Genomic DNA, 16,479 nt, shown 5'->3' on the forward strand with positions numbered 1-16,479 from the left:
GCCGGCCCCGGCGGCGGGCCATCCGCAGGGCGGCGGTCGGGAGCCGCTGGCCGACGGGCACCGGCGCGCGCTCGACGGCCAGCGCGGCGCCAAGGGCCCGCGCGCCGCCGACGGCGCCCGCGCGGGCGCGAGTACGGGTACGGCGCCCGGCCAGGGGGCACCGCACCGCAGCGGCCGGGTCGGCCTGTGCTACCTCGACCTGGACGGGTTCAAGGCGATCAACGACACGCTGGGGCACCGGGTCGGCGACGAGCTGCTCGGCGCGGTGGCCCAGCGGTTGGCCGAGTGCGCCGCGCCCGGCGGGCACCTGGTGGCGCGGCTCGGCGGCGACGAGTTCGCGCTGCTGGTGACCGAGTCGACCGGCACCGACCAGCTCACCGAGTTGGCGCACGCGCTGCTCGTGGCGCTCCAGCGGCCGTTCGACGTGGCCGGGCACCGGCTGACGGTCTCGGCCAGCATCGGGGTCGTGGAGCGGCTGGCGGCCGGCACGCACACCACCGCCCTGATGCAGGCCGCCGACACCACGCTGTACTGGGCGAAGGCGGACGGGAAGGCGCGTTGGGCGCTGTTCGACCCGGAGCGCAACGCCCACCGGATGACCCGGCAGGCGCTCTCCAGCACGCTGCGGCAGGCCGTCGAGCGGGGCGAGTTCACGCTGGACTACCAGCCGCTGGTGGGCCTTGAGGACGGGGTGGTGCGCGGCGCGGAGGCGCTGGTGCGGTGGCGGCACCCGCAGTTCGGGCTGCTCGCGCCGAATCGGTTCATCGGATTGGCGGAGGAGAACGGCGCCATCGTGCCGCTGGGCCGCTGGGTGCTGACCACGGCCTGCTGGCAGGCGAGGAAGTGGCAACTGGCCCATCCGGCCCGCCCGGTGCGGGTCAGCGTCAACGTGGCGGTGCGGCAGGTGTGGGACTCGGACCTGGTCGCGGACGTGGCGGCGACGCTGGCGGAGACCGGGCTGCCGCCCGAGCTGCTGCAACTCGAACTGACCGAGTCGGCCGTGATGGGCTCGGCCGGCCGGCCCTTGCAGGCGTTGCAGCAGCTCAGCGACATGGGGGTGACGATCGCCATCGACGACTTCGGCACCGGCTACTCCAACCTGGCCTATCTGAGCCGGCTGCCGGTCTCCTCACTCAAGCTGGACGGCTCGTTCGTCCGGGGCTTCCGGGCCGAGGAGCACCCCAACCCGGCCGACGAGACCATCGTGGAGGCACTGGTCCAGCTCGCCCACCGGCTCGGGCTCACCGTGACCGCCGAGTGCGTGGAGAGCGCCGAGCAGGCCGAACGCCTGGGCCGGATCGGCTGCGACACCGGCCAGGGCTGGTTCTTCTCCCGCCCGGTGGCCCCGGAGCACCTCTCGGCGATGCTGAGAGAAGCGGGCTGAGCGCCGGGCCCGCGCCCCGGAGTCCCCGGGGCGCGGGCCCGATGCCGTACGGGGATGTGGCGTACGGGACGTGTCGTACGGGCCTGCCTCGCACGAGCCCGTCTCGTACGGAAGCGTCCCGGGCGGGCCCGTCGCCAGTGGTCGCGCAGCAGCTAGCCCACCGTCGGACGGCCGCCAGCCAGCGGCCGGAGCCGGTGGCCGGCCGCCAGCCAGCGACCGAAGGCAACGGGCAGTGGCAGTGGGCAGCGATCAAGCAGCCGGCGGCGTCAGCTCGTACGCGTCCGCGATGAGCTCGTAGGAACGCAGCCGGGCCGCGCTGCCGTGCACGCTGCCGGTGATCACCAGCTCGTCCGCGCCGGTGCGCTTGACCAGTTGGTTCAGGCCCTCCCGGACCGCGTCCGGGGTGCCGTGGACGACGTTGGAGACGTGGTTCTCCACGAACTCCGTCTCGGCCGGGCTGAAGGCGTGCGCCTCCGCCTCCTCCGGCGTGGGCACCAGGCCGGGCCGCCCGAGCCTGAGCCGGATCATGGAGAGCGCGCCGGTCATCACCTGGCGGCGGGCCTCCCGCTCGTCGTCGGCGGCGAGCGCGGAGACCCCGATCGAGGCGTACGGGGCGTCCAGGACGGCCGAGGGGCGGAAGGAGGAGCGGTAGAGGTCGAGCGCCGGGATGGTGTTGGCGGCCGAGAAGTGGTGCGCGAAGGAGAACGGCAGGCCGAGCGCACCGGCCAGTTGGGCGCTGAAGCCGCTGGAGCCGAGCAGCCAGATCACCGGCCGGTCGGTGGACTGCACCCCGCCGGGCACGGTGCCCTGGATGGGGCCGGGCACCGCGTGGATGCGCGCGTACGGATGGCCGTCGGGGAAGCTCGCGTCGAGGAACTTGGTGAGCTCGGCGAGTTGGCGCGGGAACTCGTCGGCGCCCTCCTGGAGCCGGTCCGAGCGGCGCAGCGCGGCGGCGGTCGCCCCGTCGGTGCCCGGCGCGCGGCCGAGGCCGAGATCGACCCGGCCCGGCGCCATCGCCTCCAGGGTGCCGAACTGCTCGGCGATGACCAGCGGCGCGTGGTTGGGCAGCATGACGCCGCCGGAGCCGAGCCTGATGCGGTCGGTGTGCGCGGCCAGGTGCGCGAGGATGACCGCGGGGGACGAGCTGGCGACGCCCGGCATCGAGTGGTGCTCGGCCACCCAGTAGCGGTGGAAGCCGCGCCGCTCGGCGAGTTGGACCAGCTCGACCGAGGTCCGCAGCGCGTCGCTCGCGGTCCGCCCACTGCCCACGGTCGCCAGGTCCAGCACGGAGAGCGGTACGGGTGCGGTGCCGCTCGCCGTTCCTCGAATCGTGTCCACCGGCGTCCTGCCTCCTGAAGTCGCGTACGTAGCAGAGGAGTGCAACCGGAGAAGCTCTCCGGTTATTCCCGGCCCGCGCATGTGTGGTGCCGCGTGCCGCATCTCGCGGGAGCGCGCGCCCATCGATTCGTGCGCCCTGCGTGCCGGGTTCGCCCGCCCGCACGCCAAGCCGCCCCGAGGGCCGCACGCCGCCGCCGGGCGCACCGTATCGGCTCCGGCCGGCGTGCACCGTACGGACGCGTCCGTTGACGCATCCGTGGGGGCATCCCCCGACGCGCCTGACGCGTCCGTTGGGGCTTCCGTTCAGGCAGGCATGTGGGCGCGGGCGTGCGGCCGTACCCGGCCCTGCGGAGGCAAGGAGCAGGGGCGCGCCCACGCGCGCGTGGGGGGCGCCCCCGCAGAGGCTGATACGCCGTCAAACCTCAGGCCACAGACCGCCGATCACGGGCCGCAGAGTCCCGCCCGGGCTCTACTCCGCGCCGAAGAGGCGGCCCAGTTCCGGTGCGCGCACCGGGTGGTTCAGGAGGCGTAGCCCCTCCCAGGCCGTGACCTGGTTGGCGGTGAGCACCGGCTTGCCGACCGCGGCTTCCAGGGCGGGCAGGTGGGCCGCGGTGTGCAGGGCCGTGTCGGGGAGCAGCACGGCCTGTGCCGCGGGGTGGTCGCCGGTGCGGGCCAGGCGGAGCACTTCGGGCTCGCCCCAGGTGCCGACCTCGGCCGCCGTGATGATGCCGCTGCCGCGGGTGGCGACGACCTCGATGCCGGCGGCCCGGAGGAACTCCGTGAAGCGGGCGGCGACGTCCTGCGGGTAGGTCGCGGCGACGGCGACCCGTTCGGCGCCGATGGCGCGCGCCGCGTGGGCGAAGGCGAAGGAGGTGCTGGAGGCGGGCGTACCGGCGGTCGCAGCGAGCTCGCGGACCTGTTCCGCCGCGCCCTCCCAACCGAAGACGAAGCTGGCGCTGGTGCAGGCCCAGACGACGGCGGCGGCGCCGCGCCGGCGCAGTTCGCCGACGCCCGCGGCCAGCCGGGCCGCCGATCCCATTTCCCGCAGGGCGTCCACCCGGTGCGCGTCCTCGCCGATATCGGTGTGGACCAGCGGCAGCCGGATATCGCCGCCCAGCAACTTCTCCAGCCGGGGATAGTCGTCTTCCGCCGAGTGGCCCGGGTAAAGAAAACCGACGGTTGTCACGCGGTGCCTCCTGTTTGCCATGTCTTCTGCCCGGCCGCGCGCCCAAAAGCGAGTTCAGGGCTCCGTTCCGGCCGCCCTTTGGCACCCGGTGCCGAGAATCGCTCCCGGGTGCCGCGCGGCACACCGCACGGTCGAAGTCGACCGCCGATCGAGCGCGGCGGAAAAAGCCTCGTGGGTCGTGCCCGGAGGGAAATCGGGGCGCTAAGCGGAATCCGCTCTCCGTGTTGTGTGCGGCATGGTGTGCGGCGGCGGGTCGGTCGTGGTGCGGCGGGTCGGTGCCGGGCCGGGTTCCGGCCGGCGGTCGCCGCCCGCGGGCCCGTACCGGCGGCTGCCGCCGGCCGGCCCCCGGGGCTGGCCGTGCGCTGGCGTGCGCCGGTGTGGCGCGCCGTCGTCGCGGGGGCGGCCGGCGGGGCCGGTGCGCGGCCCCAGCGGGCGGCCGGATCGGCCGCCCCGGCCGCTCCGGTCCCGCCCCGGCCGGTTCTCACGAGGGCCGGCCACCGTGCTCGTCGGGCGGCTGCGGCGGGTCGGCCGGGTCGGCGGGCTCCGGCTCGGGGCCGGTCGTCGGGCTCGCGTACGCCTCCTCGGGCTCGGGCGGCTGGGCGGTCGGCAGGGCCACCGGGCCGGTGCGCGCCGACGGGTCGATCAGGGCCTGGTACGGGCCGACCGCCCGGGCGCCGATGGCCCGCAGCGCGGCCCACATCGTGACCTGGTTCGCGGACAGCACCGGCATCCGCAACTCCGCTTCTAGCTGCGGGATCACGTCGTAGGTCGGCAGGTTGGTGCAACTGATGAACAGGGCGTCGGCCGAGCCGACCACCGCCAGCCTGGCCATGTCCACCACGTCCCGGTAGGGCACCCGCCAGATCTCCCCCGTCAGCCCGAGGTAGGCGCGGCCGACGACGGCGATGTCGGCCTCGGCCACGTAGTCCTCCAGCGCGTCGGTGACCGACTTCGTGTACGGCGTGACGAGGGCGATGCGACGGGCGTCGAGTTCGTCGAGGGCCGCGAGGAGCGCGCCCGACGTGGTCAGCGAGGGCACGTCGCCGGCCCGGGTCATCGCCGCGCACATGGCCCGCTCGCCCGGCACCCCACCCACGAAACTGCCCGACGCGCACGCGTACGCGACGACCTCGGGCGCGACGGCGCACAGCGCCTGCACCGCCGCGTGCAGCGTCTCGTGCTCGCTGACCATCCGGGCCAGGTCCAAGCTCACCTCGACCGGCACGTACGGCGTCCTGGTCAGGTGCAGTGACACCTCATCCGGAACCCAGCGCCACAGTTCGCGGTCGAGCGCGAAGTCGAATGGTGCCACCACGCCCACACCGCGCTGCGGCTGTGGACCACCCAGAAAAGAGACGTCCATTTCGAGCCCCCACTAGGAACGACTAGGAACGCCGGGCCATGGCCTTTTCGGCCAAGGGAAAGAGAGCCGGTGAATGCCGGGACGTCGGGATAAGTGCTGCTGTTGACGACGGTAGTTTCTGGTGCCTAGCGTGGTCAATCCTCATATCTCCGGTGTCTGACGAAGCGACTCACCCGCCCGTCTCATCGACGTTTCGGAACGGTTTTGTGCCCATGTCTGAAATCAACGTCGTCGTGCTCGGCGATACTCCCCCGGTACGGCTGGACCGGCTCGCCGGCCGGGCCCGGGTCCAGGTCAGCGACGCGGCCACGCTGCCGGCGCTGCTGCCGCACGCGGACGTGCTGCTGGTGTGGGACTTCCTCTCGGACGCGGTGCGCGACGCGTGGCCGGGGGCGGGGCCGCGCCCCACCTGGGTGCACACCGCGAGCGCCGGCGTCGACCGGCTGCTCTTCCCCGCCCTGGTCGACTCGGACACCGTGCTGACCAACGCGCGCGGCGTCTTCGACCAGCCGATCGCCGAGTACGTGGGCGCGCTCGTGCTCGCCTTCGCGAAGGACCTGGCCGGCACCTGGGAGCTGCACCGGCAACGCCGCTGGCAGCACCGGGAGACCCGGCGGCTGGCCGGCACCCGGGCGGTGGTGGTGGGCGCCGGGCCGATCGGCCGGGCGATCGGGCAGACGCTGCGCGGGCTCGACGTGGAGGTGGAGTGGGTGGGCCGCACCGCGCGCGCGGGCGTGCGGGGCGTGGCCGAACTGGACGATCTGCTGCCCGCCGCCGACTGGGTGGTGTGCGCGGCGCCGCTGACGCCCGCCACACGCGGCCTCTTCGACCGCGCGGCGTTCGCCCGCATGGCCCGCTCGGCGTACTTCGTCAACGTGGGGCGCGGCCCGCTGGTGGTGACCGATGCACTGCGGTCGGCGCTGCTTGAGCGGCGCATCGCCGGGGCCGCGCTGGACGTCTTCGAGCAGGAGCCGCTGCCCGGCGACAGCCCGCTGTGGGACACCCCGGGGCTGCTGGTCTCGCCGCACATGAGCGGTGACACCGTCGGCTGGCGCGATGACCTGGCCCGCCAGTTCCAGGACAACTTCGACCGGTGGGCCGCGGGCGAGCCACTGTTCAACGTGGTCGACAAGCGGCTCGGCTATGTCCCGGGGTGAGGGGGCGGGGCTGGCGCCCGTACCCGCCGCGACGCGGCCCGCGGCGATCGGCACCCGGCCCGTCCCCACCACGACGCCCGCGGGCCCATCGCCGACCGGGCCCGTGCCCGCGCCGACGACCCCACCCGTACGCACCGAGGACCGCACCCGCGCCCGCCCCCACCACGGGGCCGGTGCCGACGACCACGCACCACCCAGCGGTGGCCCGACCGGTGCCACCGGACGCGTGAGGGGGACCGGAGGGCCCGATGACCGATCTGTGTGACCTGAAAGCCGTTCAACTCATCGAGGGCTACGCGGCACGCACCGTCTCGCCGGTGGAGGTCGTCCGTGCCGTGCTGGACCGGATCGCCACGATCCAGCCGCTGGTCAACGCGTTCACCCGGGTCGATGCCGAGGAGGCGCTGCACGCGGCCGGCGAGTCCGCGGCGCGCTGGGCGCGCGGGGAGCCGCGCGGGCTGCTCGACGGGGTCCCGGTCTCCGTCAAGGACATGCTGTTGCTGCGCGGCGGGCCGACGCTACGCGGCTCGCTCACCCTTCCCGTACGGGGGCCGTGGGCGGAGGACGCGCCGGCGGTGGCCAGGCTGCGCGAGCACGGTGCGGTCTTCCTGGGCAAGACCACCACGCCCGAGTTCGGCTGGAAGGGCGTGACCGACAGCCCCAAGGACGGCGTCACCGGCAATCCGTACGACCCGGCGCTCACCTCCGGCGGTTCCAGCGGGGGCAGCGCGGCTGCGGTGGCTTGGGGGGCCGGGCCACTGAGCCTGGGCACCGACGGCGGCGGATCGGTCCGCATCCCGGCCTCCTTCTGTGGCGTCTTCGCGCTCAAACCCACCTACGGGCGGGTGCCGCTGTATCCGGCCAGCCCGTTCGGGACGCTCTCGCACGTGGGCCCGATCACCCGCGACGCGGCGGACGCGGCGCTGCTGATGGCGGTGATCAGCGGCCCCGACTGGCGGGACTGGTCCCAGGCCGCGCCGCAGGTCGACGACTTCCGGGCCGCCATCGACCAGCCGCTGGCCGGGCTGCGGGTGGCCTTCGCGCCCACCATCGGCGGCGCCCGCGTCGATCCACAGGTGGCGGCGGCGGTGCGGCGGGCGGTGACGCTGCTGGCCGACCTCGGGGCCGTGGTGGAGGAGGCGGACCCGGGGTTCGCCGACCCGGTGGAGGCGTTCCACGTGCTGTGGTTCAGCGGCGCCGCGCGCGTCGTGCAGCCGCTGGACGCGGAGCACAGGGCGCTGCTCGACCCGGGGCTGCGCGAGGTGTGCGCGCAGGGCGCCGCGTACAGCGCCCTGGACTATCTGGCCGCGGTCGACGCGCGGATGGCGCTCGGCCGGGAGATGGGCCGCTTCCACTCCCGGTACGACCTGCTGGTCACCCCGACGCTGCCGATCCCGGCCTTCGCGGCCGGGGTCGAGGTGCCGCCCGGCTGGCCGGGCCGCAGGTGGACGGGGTGGACGCCGTTCACGTACCCGTTCAACCTCACCCAGCAGCCGGCCGCGACGCTGCCCTGCGGGCTGACCGCCGGCGGGCTGCCGATCGGGGTGCAGTTGGTGGCGGCCCGGCACGCGGACGCGCTGGTGTTGCGCGCCGCGCACGCACTGTACGGGGCGGGCCTGGCCGAGGGGGTACGGCCGCCGGCGCCGGGCTCGGCCGCCGCTAGGCCCGCCGGAAGCTGAGGGTCTCGCCGAGCGCGCCGGCCCGCCACAGGTCCTGGCAGGCGTCGGCCATCCGGTCCAGCCCGTCCACGACCGCGCCCCACACGATGCCGGGCACCCAGCCGGCGTCGCCGTTGATCAGCAGGTTGTTGCGCTCGTAGAAGAGGGCCAGGTCCACCAGTTGTGACGGGCCGGGGGCTGCGGGCGCCGCGGGCGCCGGGGCGGTGCCGGCGGCGCGGGCGGTCGCCGCCCTGGCCGCCTCGTAGCCGTAGGAGGCGGTGCCCAACTGGGTCTGGCTGAAGGTGAAGTAGCACAGGTCGCCCGGGATGGGGGTGATGGTGGGGTTCTCCAGGGGTGGTTCCTGTGCGGCGAACGGCGGTAGCAGGGTGTAGATCTCGTTGCGCGCGTACTTGGCGTGGTAGACGTCGCCGCCCAGGGGCAGGGCGTTCCACACGGCGTCGCAGGTGTGGGGTGCGCGGTCGGTCAGCAGCTTGGCGGTGCAGCGCACGCCGCGCTTGTCGAGTGAGACTTCCACGAACCGGTCGGTCACCGACTGCTCCTCTCCTCGCGTTCCGGAATCCATCGTGCCGCAAGAATCCAGGTCACGGCCTGTCTGCCGGCTGCGTCAAGGGCCGGAAACAATTCGCATAACTTCGGCCAACTCGGGTAGCCGCGCGCCCATGGCTCGACCACGACGGAACGACGACAGAAACGGAAAAGGGTTGGCGCGGCGCTCGCTGCTCGCCGGCGGTGCCGCCCTGGGGCTGCTGGGGGCGGTCGGCTGTAGCCGGGTCTCCAGCGCTGACGCCAAGGACGGGGGGAACCTGCTGGACCGGTTGCGGTCCCAGGGCACGGTGCGGCTGGGAATCGCCGGTGAGATCCCCTTCGGTTACATCGACAAGGACGGCGAGTTCACCGGGGAGGCCCCGGAGATCGCCAGGACGATCTTCAAGCGGCTGGGGGTCGGCAGCGTACAGCCGGTGCCCACCGAGTTCTCCTCGCTCATCCCGGGGCTGCGCTCCCAGCAGTTCGACGTGGTGTCGGCGGGGATGTACATCAACCCGACCCGCTGCGAACAGGTGATCTTCTCCGACCCCGACTACCAGATGCGCGACGCGTTCATCGTGGCCAAGGGGAACCCGAAGAACCTGCACAGCTACGAGGACATCGTGCGCACCGGCGCGAGGATGGCCAGCGGCACCGCGTACGCCGAGATCGACTACGCCGTGGCCGCCGGGGTCAAACGCTCCTCGATCACCGTGCTGCCCGACCAGCTCGCCGGGCTGCTCGCGGTCGAGCAGGGCCGGGTGGACGTCTTCGCCGGGACCACCGTGACCGTGCACAACGTGGTCAACCAGCGGCACAGCCGCAAGGCGGAGGCCACCGAGCCGTTCCAGCCCAAGGGGGCCGACGGCAAGCCGGCCATCGGCGCCGGCGGCTTCGCCTTCCGGCCGGAGGAGACCAAGCTGCGGGACGCGTTCAACGTCGAACTGCACAAGTTGAAGAAGAGCGGCGAACTCCTGCGAATCGTGCGGCCGTTCGGTTTCACCGAGGTCGAGATGACCGACCTCACGGCCGAGGAGTTGTGCGCATGACCGCGGGACTGTGGGAGCACTGGCTGCTCCCCGGAATCTGGATCACCATCCAACTCACGCTCTACAGCGCGGTGTTCGCGGTCCTGGTCGCCTTCGGCGTGGGCATGGCGCGCACCTCGCGGCTGTGGATCGTCCGCTTCCTCACCGGTTTCTACGTCGAGGTCTTCCGCGGCACGTCGGCCCTGGTGCTGATGTTCTGGCTGTTCTTCGTGATGCCACTGGGCTTCGAGTTCCAGCTCGTGCCGATGTGGGCCGCGGTGCTCGCGCTCGGCCTGACGTACGGCGCGTACGGCTCCGAGATCGTCCGGGGCGCCATCGCCGCGGTCGCGCCGGCGCAGCGGGAGGCGGCCATCGCGCTCAGCTTCTCGCCCGCGCAGCGGATGCGCCGGGTGGTGCTGCCGCAGGCCGTACCCGAGATGATCCCGCCGTTCAACAACCTGCTGATCGAGTTGCTCAAGGCGACCGCGCTGGTCTCGGCCGTGAGCGTGGCCGACATCACCTTCGCCGCCCAGCTCTCCCGGCTGGCGACCGGCGACAGCCTGGAGATCTACTCCATCGTCCTGGCCCTCTACTTCGTCCTGGCCTTCGTCCTGACCCGGCTGATGCGACTCCTTGAGCGCAAGGCCAAGGCGAGCATCGGGCAGGCGCCGCCGCCCGGTGACGGCCTGCTGGCCAAGGTCGGCATCCGGCGTACGGGCCGCGCGGCGGCGGGTACGCCGGCCGGTGCCGCGGCGAACCGCACCGCGGCCCGCGCGGCGACGGGCAAGCCGGCCGCAGCAGCCTCGGGGGGCGCCAAGTGACCTGGGACTGGAACGTCGCCAAGGACTTCCTGCCGGAGCTGCTCGACGGGCTGCTCATCACGTTGGAGGCCACCGCGCTCGGCTCGGTGCTCGCCTTCGCGCTCGGCCTGGTGTGGGCGATGGCCTTCCGTTCGCCGACCCGCTTCGTGCGCTGGCCGGTGGGCGTCTTCGTGGAGTTCATCCGCAACACGCCGCTGCTCGTGCAGCTCTTCTTCTTCTACTGGGTGCTGCCGACCTGGGACATCAAGTTCTCCGCGCTCACCACCGGCGTGATCGCGCTCGGCCTGCACTACTCCACCTACGTCGCCGAGGTCTACCGCGCGGGCATCGACGGCGTGCCGGCCGGCCAGTGGGAGGCGGCGACCGCGCTCAACCTCTCGCGCGGCCGTACCTGGTTCGTGGTGATCCTGCCGCAGGCCGTGCGGCGCGTGGTGCCGGCCCTCGGCAACTACGTCATCGCGATGCTGAAGGACTCCCCGATGATCGCGCTGATCGGCGTCGCCGACATGTTGCAGAAGGCCAGGTCCGAGGGCGCCACCTCGTTCCAGTACATCGAGCCCTACACGATGGTCGGCATCGCCTTCATCCTCATTTCGTACCCGGCATCCTTGTTGATGCGAGCCCTGGAGCGTCGTCTTGGCCACTGAAGCCCCCACCCCGAACCCCGCTGTCGACGGCTCCGAGCTGATCCGCTTCGACAAGGTCACCAAGCGCTTCGGCGCCAACACCGTCCTGGACGACCTGGACTTCACGGTCGCCTCCGGCAAGCACGTGACGCTGATCGGCCCCTCCGGATCGGGCAAGACGACGATCCTGCGGCTGCTGATGACGCTGATCAAGCCCGACGAGGGCACCATCAGGGTCGACGGCGACTACCTGACGCACGAGCCGAAGAACGGCAGGTTGGTCCCGGCGGGCGAGAAGCACACCCGCGAGGTGCGCAAGAAGATCGGCATGGTCTTCCAGCAGTTCAACCTGTTCCCCAACATGCGGGTGCTGCGCAACATCACCGAGGCCCCGGTGCACGTGCTGGGTCTAGACAAGGACGAGGCCGAGCAGCGCGCCCGCGAACTCCTCGACCTGGTCGGCCTCGGCGACAAGTGCGACGCCTACCCGACCCAGCTCTCCGGCGGCCAGCAGCAGCGGGTGGCCATCGCCAGAGCCCTGGCCATGCGCCCGCAGGTGCTGCTGCTCGACGAGGTGACCTCGGCGCTCGACCCGGAGCTGGTGGCGGGCGTCCTCGACGTGCTGCGCGACCTGGCCCACACGACGGACATCACCATGGTGTGCGTGACGCACGAGATGAACTTCGCCCGTGACATCTCGGACGACGTGCTGATGTTCGACGCCGGGCGGGTGATCGAGTCCGGGTCGCCGGAGAAGATCTTCAGCGAGCCGGAGCACGAGCGCACCCGGGAGTTCCTGAGCGCGGTGCTGTAGCGCTGCGCGCGGCTCGGGGCCGTGCAGGGCGCGGCCCGGGGGCTCGCCTGGCGCGCCCCGGCGGGCGTCGCTTTCGGAAGGGACCGCCGCGTCCTGCGGGTGCCAACGCGGCGGACCCTCCGGGCAGTTGATCGAATTCATGCCAGCGGCATATGCCCCCGTGGTGAATTCCTGCTGAGCCGGGTGGCGGGCGTCAGCAATTCACCCAACACCCCCGTCATGGCCACCGCTTGCCGGCTATCGTGGTACGAAGCTCCGCTGCCCGGACCGCGCCAAGCTCCGCCCGAAGGCCGTGACCAGCAGCGACAGCAACACCGCAAGCGGTCACAACCTGGTAGGGGGAAACCGTGGCGCCGAAGCCCGAGCCGACCGCCCCACAGCACTCGGTACGGCATGCCCTCCGAGTGCTGGAGATGGTCTCCAAGCACTCCAGCGGCGTTTCCGACGTGGAACTCACACGCCGCCTCGACGTATCGAGCGCCCAGCTCGCCCACCTGTTGGCGATGCTGCGTCGCGAGGGGTACGTGGAACAGACAAGTGACGGCGCCTACGTCAGCGGCGAGGCGCTCCTGCTGCTCGGCGGCACGGGCGCGGACCGCCACCAGGCGCTGCACGCCAAGCTCCAGCGCACGCTGACCATCCTGCGCGACACGGTCGGCGCCGCGGTCTACATCAGCCGGTACATCGACGGCGAGGTGAAGATCACGCAGTACGCCGACGGTCCGGACGCGCCCCGGGTCAACGAGTGGTTCGATTTCAGATCCGCGGCCCACGCCAGCGCGGTCGGCAAGTGCCTGCTGATCCAGCTCGACCAGAACATGCGGCGCGACCACCTCTCGCGCCACAAGATCGTCCGGCTGACCTCGCGCACCACGACCAACGAGCGGGTGCTCTTCAGCAAGCTGGACAGCCAGCCGGCGACGGTGCCGGTGCTCGACCTCCAGGAGTACGCGGTGGGCACCGTGTGTGCGGCCGTGCCGATCACCGCGGGCCGCGCGGTCGGCTGTCTGGCCCTGTCGCTGCCGGTCGAGCACGCCCACCGGTTGAAGCAGGCGGCGTACGCGCTGAACCGCGAGGCCGCCCCGGTGCTGCTGTCGCTCACGCTCTAGCTCCGCGGCGGCTCCGGCCGGCGACGGCCGGAGGTTCGTCGGCGGCGCCCGGGCCGGCAGCGCCGCAGGTCGCGGCCGGACGGGATCGCAGCAGGTGGGGGCCGGAGCGGGGTGGTCCTGAGCACCCCCGGAAGGCAGGTAGGATGGTTCTTGTCAGCGCGCGCCGCTAGCTCAGTTGGTTAGAGCAGCTGACTCTTAATCAGCGGGTCCGGGGTTCGAGTCCCTGGCGGCGCACCGTGCATGACACGAGGGGCCTTCGGAGCAATCCGAAGGCCCCTCGTTGTGCGTGCGGCGCCGATTCCGGACCCGCCCGGGGCGGGGCGGGCCCGGAATCCCCCTCGCGGTGGGGGCCGGAACCCCGCGGGGGCTCCGGCTGCGCGTGCCACCGGCCGACGGGTCACGGGGGCCGGCCAGCCAGCGGCCGTGCCGGGCTGCACGACCCGGGTGGGCCGTGCCGAGGTCCCGCCCTCAGCCCGGCCGAATGCCGAATCCGGTCCTAGAACTCGACGTCCGAGCAGGCGTAGAACGCGTTGCCCGTGTCATTGATCGTCCAGACCGAGACGAGGACGTGCTTGCCGGTGCGGTGCGGCAGGGTCGCCGGGTGACTGGTGTTCGTCGAGGGCTGCCGGCCGCGGTAGGGGACGGTGAGGAACGGTTCGAGGTCCAGGTTGGCCCGGGTCACCTGCTGCGTCGGGTCGAACCCTTCCTTGGTGAGGTAGTAGCGGAAGTCGGTGGTGGAATGCGGCACCGGGATCCGCCAGTTGAGGTTGAGGCTCTGGCCGGAGGTGACCTTCGTGGCCGGCCACTTGCCGCCGCGCGGGTCGTCCAACGGGGACCACCGGGCGTCGGCACCGGCGCAGATCTTGCCGTCGGCGGGGCCGCGCGACGGGAAGCCCTTCGGGCCCTCGACGCTCATCGGCTCCCACTGGATCTGGCCACAGTTCTTGACCTTGCCCTGGGCGCACAGGATCTGCCGGCTCGGCGGACTGTCGGTGTAGCCGTGGCTGCTGGCGGTCCCGCCGGTCACCAGGACCGATGCGCCCGCGATGCCAAGCCCGAGGATGGCCGCACTGATCTTCTTACGCATGCTTGGCTCCTGACAAGCGTGTGGGGAGTGCGTGGGGGTTGATCTGGCGTGCGTGAAGTGGTGCGCGGGGGGTGCTGGGGCTCGTACGGATGAGGGGTGGTGGGTGCGGTCTAGACCAAGGCGCAGACTAGTCCCGCCAATTGAGCATGTCCATACCAAACGGCACGAGGATGCGGTCGCACCGCCACCTCGATTCCTTGATCAGTTCACCGTTGGGACGGTCGTTCCCCGCGACCCAGGCCCGGGCCTGCGCCGCGTCCTTCCCGCCCGCCAACTGGCGCTCCACCAGCCGCTGTTCCCGTACGTCATCGGCGGTCTCCAGGTACCAGAGCGCGGCCAGCGACCGCCGCGCCTCGCGCCAGCCCGGGGCGTCGCAGGCGAGGTAGTTCCCCTCGGTGATCACCAGTCGGGCCGTCGGTGGCACCAGGTGTCGGGCGGCGACCGGCTCGTGCAGCGTCCGGTCGTAGTCGGGTACGTAGATCTCGTGCTGCTCCTGGCGGACCACCCGCTCCAGGAGGGCCGCGTACCCCCAGGCGTCGAAGCTCGGCGCCGAGCCCTTGCGGTCGGTCAGGCCGAGCCGGGCCAACTGCGCGTTGGACAGGTGGAACCCGTCCAACGGCAGATAGGCCGCCGTCCCCGCCCCGTACCGCTCCTCCACCGCGGCGACCAGCGCCCGCGCCAAGGTCGACTTCCCGGCCCCCGGCGCCCCCGCGATCCCCACCACGCGCCGGGCGGGGCGCCGCGCGACCGGCGTACGGGCGGGCTGCGGGTCGGTGGGCGCGGAAGCCGCCGGCTCGGTGGGTGAAGGTGTTGCCGGGTCGGTCAGCGCGGGTGCCGGGCCGGTCGCCGGGCGGGCCGGTGTGGCGGGCGGGCGCTCGGGCCCGGCCACCAGCGCCCAGGCCACGGCGGCGAGCGCGGGAACGTCCAGGGGTACGGAATCGGAAGCCATGGGAGGGGACGGTAGCGGGCAGCTCCCCGGGGGCTGCGGGTGGTGAGGTACGGGCAGCCGGGCGGCTCCGGGGTGGCTGCTGCCGGGGCTGGCGTTACGGGTGTGGGGGGTGCGGTGGGTGCGGGGCGGGACCGCGGGGCGCCAGGCGGAAGGCCGCCTTCAGGTCCTTGACCAGGGCCTTGCGCGCGTCGTCGGCGCGTTCCACCGGGCCGCGCGAGGTGCGGCGGCGCACCGTGTCGTCCACCGCGTCCGCCACCGGGGCCAGCACGCCGTCCCGGTGCCCGGCGTCCAGCGCGGCGAGTTGGCCGCGCCGCATCGCGGCGGCGACGCCCGGGGCGTACCGCAGGCTGACCGGCTGTACGGAGAAGATCGTCAGGCCCACCGGTGCGCAGCGCGCCGCCAGCACCCGGGTCAGGGCCTCGCCGACCGCATCGGCGTCGCGCAGGGCGGTGGGGGCGGAGCGGGGCGCGGGGTCGCGGGGCGGGTTCGGTAGGTCGCCGTACGCGTCGGCCGGTAGTCGGGAGAGGACGCCGGCCAGCGTGGCCTCGACCTGTTCGCGCAGGTAGGTGGTGTGGTCGTCGACCGCGAGCACGGCCCGGGCGGTGTCCCTGACCTGCCAGACGACCAGGACCACCGCGCGCAGGTCAACGCCGTGCGCGTCCAGCACCGGTATCGGTTCGCTGCGCCAGTGCCGCAGGCGTATGTCCACCCGGCGGCGGAGCAGCAGCGGGTTGATCCACATCAGGCCCGTTCGGCGTGCGGTGCCGCGGTAGCGCCCGCACCGGCTCAGCACCCTGGCGCTCCCCACCCGGCCGCGGGTCAGACCGCCGAAGGCGAACAGGGCGAGGACGCCGGCGGGGCCGAGGATCGCCCAGGCCCAGGCCGGGGCGGTGGCGCCCGGGCGGGCCGGCAGCCGGACCGCGCCGGTGGCCCACCCGGGCAGCAGCCCGGTCCCCCACAGCAGCGCGCCGGTGCAGGTCAGCGCCGTACTGCCGACCAGCAGCGCGCACCAGCCCGGCAGTACGGCCCGCGCGGGCCGCTCCCGCGGCAGCTCGTCGCACCGTCCGCCCGGGGCAACGGTCCGTACGGCGCCCTCCCGCACGCTGCCCCCCGCGGCGTCCCGCTCGGGCACCAGGCCGGTTCCGGCACCGGAGCCCACCACCGGAACCGTGCCCGGACGCGGCGTGCCCGGACGCCGCATGCCCGGACGCGACATACCCGTACGCGGCGTCGCACCCGGTTGCGTGCTCGCCGCCGGCGCCGCACGCGATGGTGTACTCGCCGCCGCCGGAACCGTGACCGTCGCCGGCTGCCCTATCGGTCGCGTCATGGATTCGTTGGACCTCATCGCCCTCTCCGTCACTCATCCGCCCAGTCCGCTCCCCCATTCCCGTCAGCCCCCACTGCCCCACT

Annotated in this window: 15 protein-coding genes and 1 tRNA gene; 9 read left to right on the top strand and 7 right to left on the bottom strand. The window is 73.1% G+C overall.

The features are described 5' to 3' along the window. Nucleotides 1-1,384 (top strand): putative bifunctional diguanylate cyclase/phosphodiesterase (locus tag ACMA1D_RS30020; protein WP_414727141.1); only part of this gene is annotated, 1,384 nt, incomplete at its 5' end. A gap of 249 nt (nt 1,385-1,633) precedes the next feature. Here ACMA1D_RS30020 and ACMA1D_RS30025 read toward each other — a convergent pair. The 3 genes from ACMA1D_RS30025 to ACMA1D_RS30035 form a co-directional block, all read right to left on the bottom strand. Beyond that, nucleotides 1,634-2,722, bottom strand: a complete 1,089-nt coding sequence (locus tag ACMA1D_RS30025) for an LLM class flavin-dependent oxidoreductase (RefSeq protein ID WP_414727142.1) — start codon at nt 2,720-2,722, stop codon at nt 1,634-1,636. Nucleotides 2,723-3,191: 469 nt separating this feature from the next. Next, a complete protein-coding gene (locus ACMA1D_RS30030) occupies nt 3,192-3,908 on the bottom strand; it encodes a decarboxylase (protein ID WP_414727143.1) in 717 nt (238 codons plus the stop codon). A 481-nt stretch (nt 3,909-4,389) separates the two neighbouring features. Continuing rightward, nucleotides 4,390-5,271, bottom strand: coding sequence for a decarboxylase (locus ACMA1D_RS30035; RefSeq protein WP_414727144.1), 882 nt, complete (start codon nt 5,269-5,271; stop codon nt 4,390-4,392). A 212-nt stretch (nt 5,272-5,483) separates the two neighbouring features. On the opposite strand from ACMA1D_RS30035, the gene ACMA1D_RS30040 reads away from it, so the two are divergent. Both ACMA1D_RS30040 and ACMA1D_RS30045 read left to right on the top strand, forming a co-directional pair. Further along, entirely contained in the window at nt 5,484-6,428 is a 945-nt protein-coding gene (locus ACMA1D_RS30040) for a D-2-hydroxyacid dehydrogenase (protein ID WP_414727145.1), read from the top strand. A gap of 248 nt (nt 6,429-6,676) precedes the next feature. Continuing rightward, nucleotides 6,677-8,107 (top strand): amidase, encoded by a 1,431-nt coding sequence (locus ACMA1D_RS30045; protein ID WP_414727146.1) that lies wholly within the window; start codon nt 6,677-6,679, stop codon nt 8,105-8,107. Here the strand turns inward: ACMA1D_RS30045 and ACMA1D_RS30050 are convergent. Next, on the bottom strand, nt 8,088-8,636 hold the full coding sequence (locus tag ACMA1D_RS30050) for a DUF3830 family protein (protein ID WP_414727147.1): 549 nt from the start codon (nt 8,634-8,636) through the stop codon (nt 8,088-8,090). The two genes, ACMA1D_RS30045 and ACMA1D_RS30050, sit on opposite strands and share 20 nt — an antisense overlap. Nucleotides 8,637-8,766: 130 nt before the next feature. Here ACMA1D_RS30050 and ehuB point away from each other — a divergent pair, with 130 nt between their 5' ends. From ehuB to ACMA1D_RS30080, 6 genes are all read left to right on the top strand, one after another. Then, the gene (ehuB, locus tag ACMA1D_RS30055) at nt 8,767-9,681 is read left to right on the top strand and encodes an ectoine/hydroxyectoine ABC transporter substrate-binding protein EhuB (protein WP_414727148.1); all 915 of its coding nucleotides are present in this window, start codon (nt 8,767-8,769) and stop codon (nt 9,679-9,681) included. Continuing rightward, nucleotides 9,678-10,481 carry an ectoine/hydroxyectoine ABC transporter permease subunit EhuC gene (gene ehuC, locus ACMA1D_RS30060; RefSeq protein ID WP_414727149.1) on the top strand — a complete coding sequence of 268 codons (804 nt, stop codon included), beginning with the start codon at nt 9,678-9,680 and terminating at the stop codon, nt 10,479-10,481. Before ehuB ends, ehuC begins: the two co-directional genes overlap by 4 nt. Further along, complete coding sequence (gene ehuD / locus ACMA1D_RS30065; RefSeq protein WP_349994719.1) at nt 10,478-11,128, top strand: ectoine/hydroxyectoine ABC transporter permease subunit EhuD; 651 nt, start codon at nt 10,478-10,480, stop codon at nt 11,126-11,128. Before ehuC ends, ehuD begins: the two co-directional genes overlap by 4 nt. Then, a complete protein-coding gene (gene ehuA, locus ACMA1D_RS30070) occupies nt 11,118-11,921 on the top strand; it encodes an ectoine/hydroxyectoine ABC transporter ATP-binding protein EhuA (RefSeq protein ID WP_414727150.1) in 804 nt (267 codons plus the stop codon). The genes ehuD and ehuA overlap by 11 nt, the downstream gene beginning before the upstream one ends. Before the next feature lie 347 nt (nt 11,922-12,268). Next, nucleotides 12,269-13,030 carry an IclR family transcriptional regulator gene (locus ACMA1D_RS30075; RefSeq protein WP_349994721.1) on the top strand — a complete coding sequence of 254 codons (762 nt, stop codon included), beginning with the start codon at nt 12,269-12,271 and terminating at the stop codon, nt 13,028-13,030. A 160-nt stretch (nt 13,031-13,190) separates the two neighbouring features. Continuing rightward, nucleotides 13,191-13,264: transfer RNA gene (locus tag ACMA1D_RS30080), tRNA-Lys, on the top strand. A gap of 262 nt (nt 13,265-13,526) precedes the next feature. Here the strand turns inward: ACMA1D_RS30080 and ACMA1D_RS30085 are convergent. From ACMA1D_RS30085 to ACMA1D_RS30095, 3 genes are all read right to left on the bottom strand, one after another. Further along, nucleotides 13,527-14,117 carry a lytic polysaccharide monooxygenase gene (locus ACMA1D_RS30085; RefSeq protein WP_414727151.1) on the bottom strand — a complete coding sequence of 197 codons (591 nt, stop codon included), beginning with the start codon at nt 14,115-14,117 and terminating at the stop codon, nt 13,527-13,529. Nucleotides 14,118-14,244: 127 nt separating this feature from the next. Beyond that, nucleotides 14,245-15,066: a nucleoside/nucleotide kinase family protein gene (locus ACMA1D_RS30090; protein ID WP_414727152.1), complete on the bottom strand. Its 822-nt coding sequence runs from the start codon at nt 15,064-15,066 to the stop codon at nt 14,245-14,247. A 94-nt stretch (nt 15,067-15,160) separates the two neighbouring features. Next, nucleotides 15,161-16,225 (bottom strand): SPFH domain-containing protein, encoded by a 1,065-nt coding sequence (locus tag ACMA1D_RS30095; protein WP_414727153.1) that lies wholly within the window; start codon nt 16,223-16,225, stop codon nt 15,161-15,163. Between the last annotated feature and the right edge of the window lie 254 nt (nt 16,226-16,479).

The sequence above is a fragment of the Streptomyces sp. 796.1 genome, assembly GCF_047525675.1.
Taxonomy (GTDB): Bacteria; Actinomycetota; Actinomycetes; order Streptomycetales; family Streptomycetaceae; genus Streptomyces.

Coding starts and splice junctions, on each gene's coding strand:
- ACMA1D_RS30035 (WP_414727144.1), bottom strand. CDS start 5,271: ATGGACGTCTCTTTTCTGGGTGGTCCACAGCCGCAGCGCGGTGTGGGC.
- ACMA1D_RS30040 (WP_414727145.1), top strand. CDS start 5,484: ATGTCTGAAATCAACGTCGTCGTGCTCGGCGATACTCCCCCGGTACGG.
- ACMA1D_RS30045 (WP_414727146.1), top strand. CDS start 6,677: ATGACCGATCTGTGTGACCTGAAAGCCGTTCAACTCATCGAGGGCTAC.
- ehuB (WP_414727148.1), top strand. CDS start 8,767: ATGGCTCGACCACGACGGAACGACGACAGAAACGGAAAAGGGTTGGCG.
- ehuC (WP_414727149.1), top strand. CDS start 9,678: ATGACCGCGGGACTGTGGGAGCACTGGCTGCTCCCCGGAATCTGGATC.
- ACMA1D_RS30085 (WP_414727151.1), bottom strand. CDS start 14,117: ATGCGTAAGAAGATCAGTGCGGCCATCCTCGGGCTTGGCATCGCGGGC.
- ACMA1D_RS30090 (WP_414727152.1), bottom strand. CDS start 15,066: ATGGCTTCCGATTCCGTACCCCTGGACGTTCCCGCGCTCGCCGCCGTG.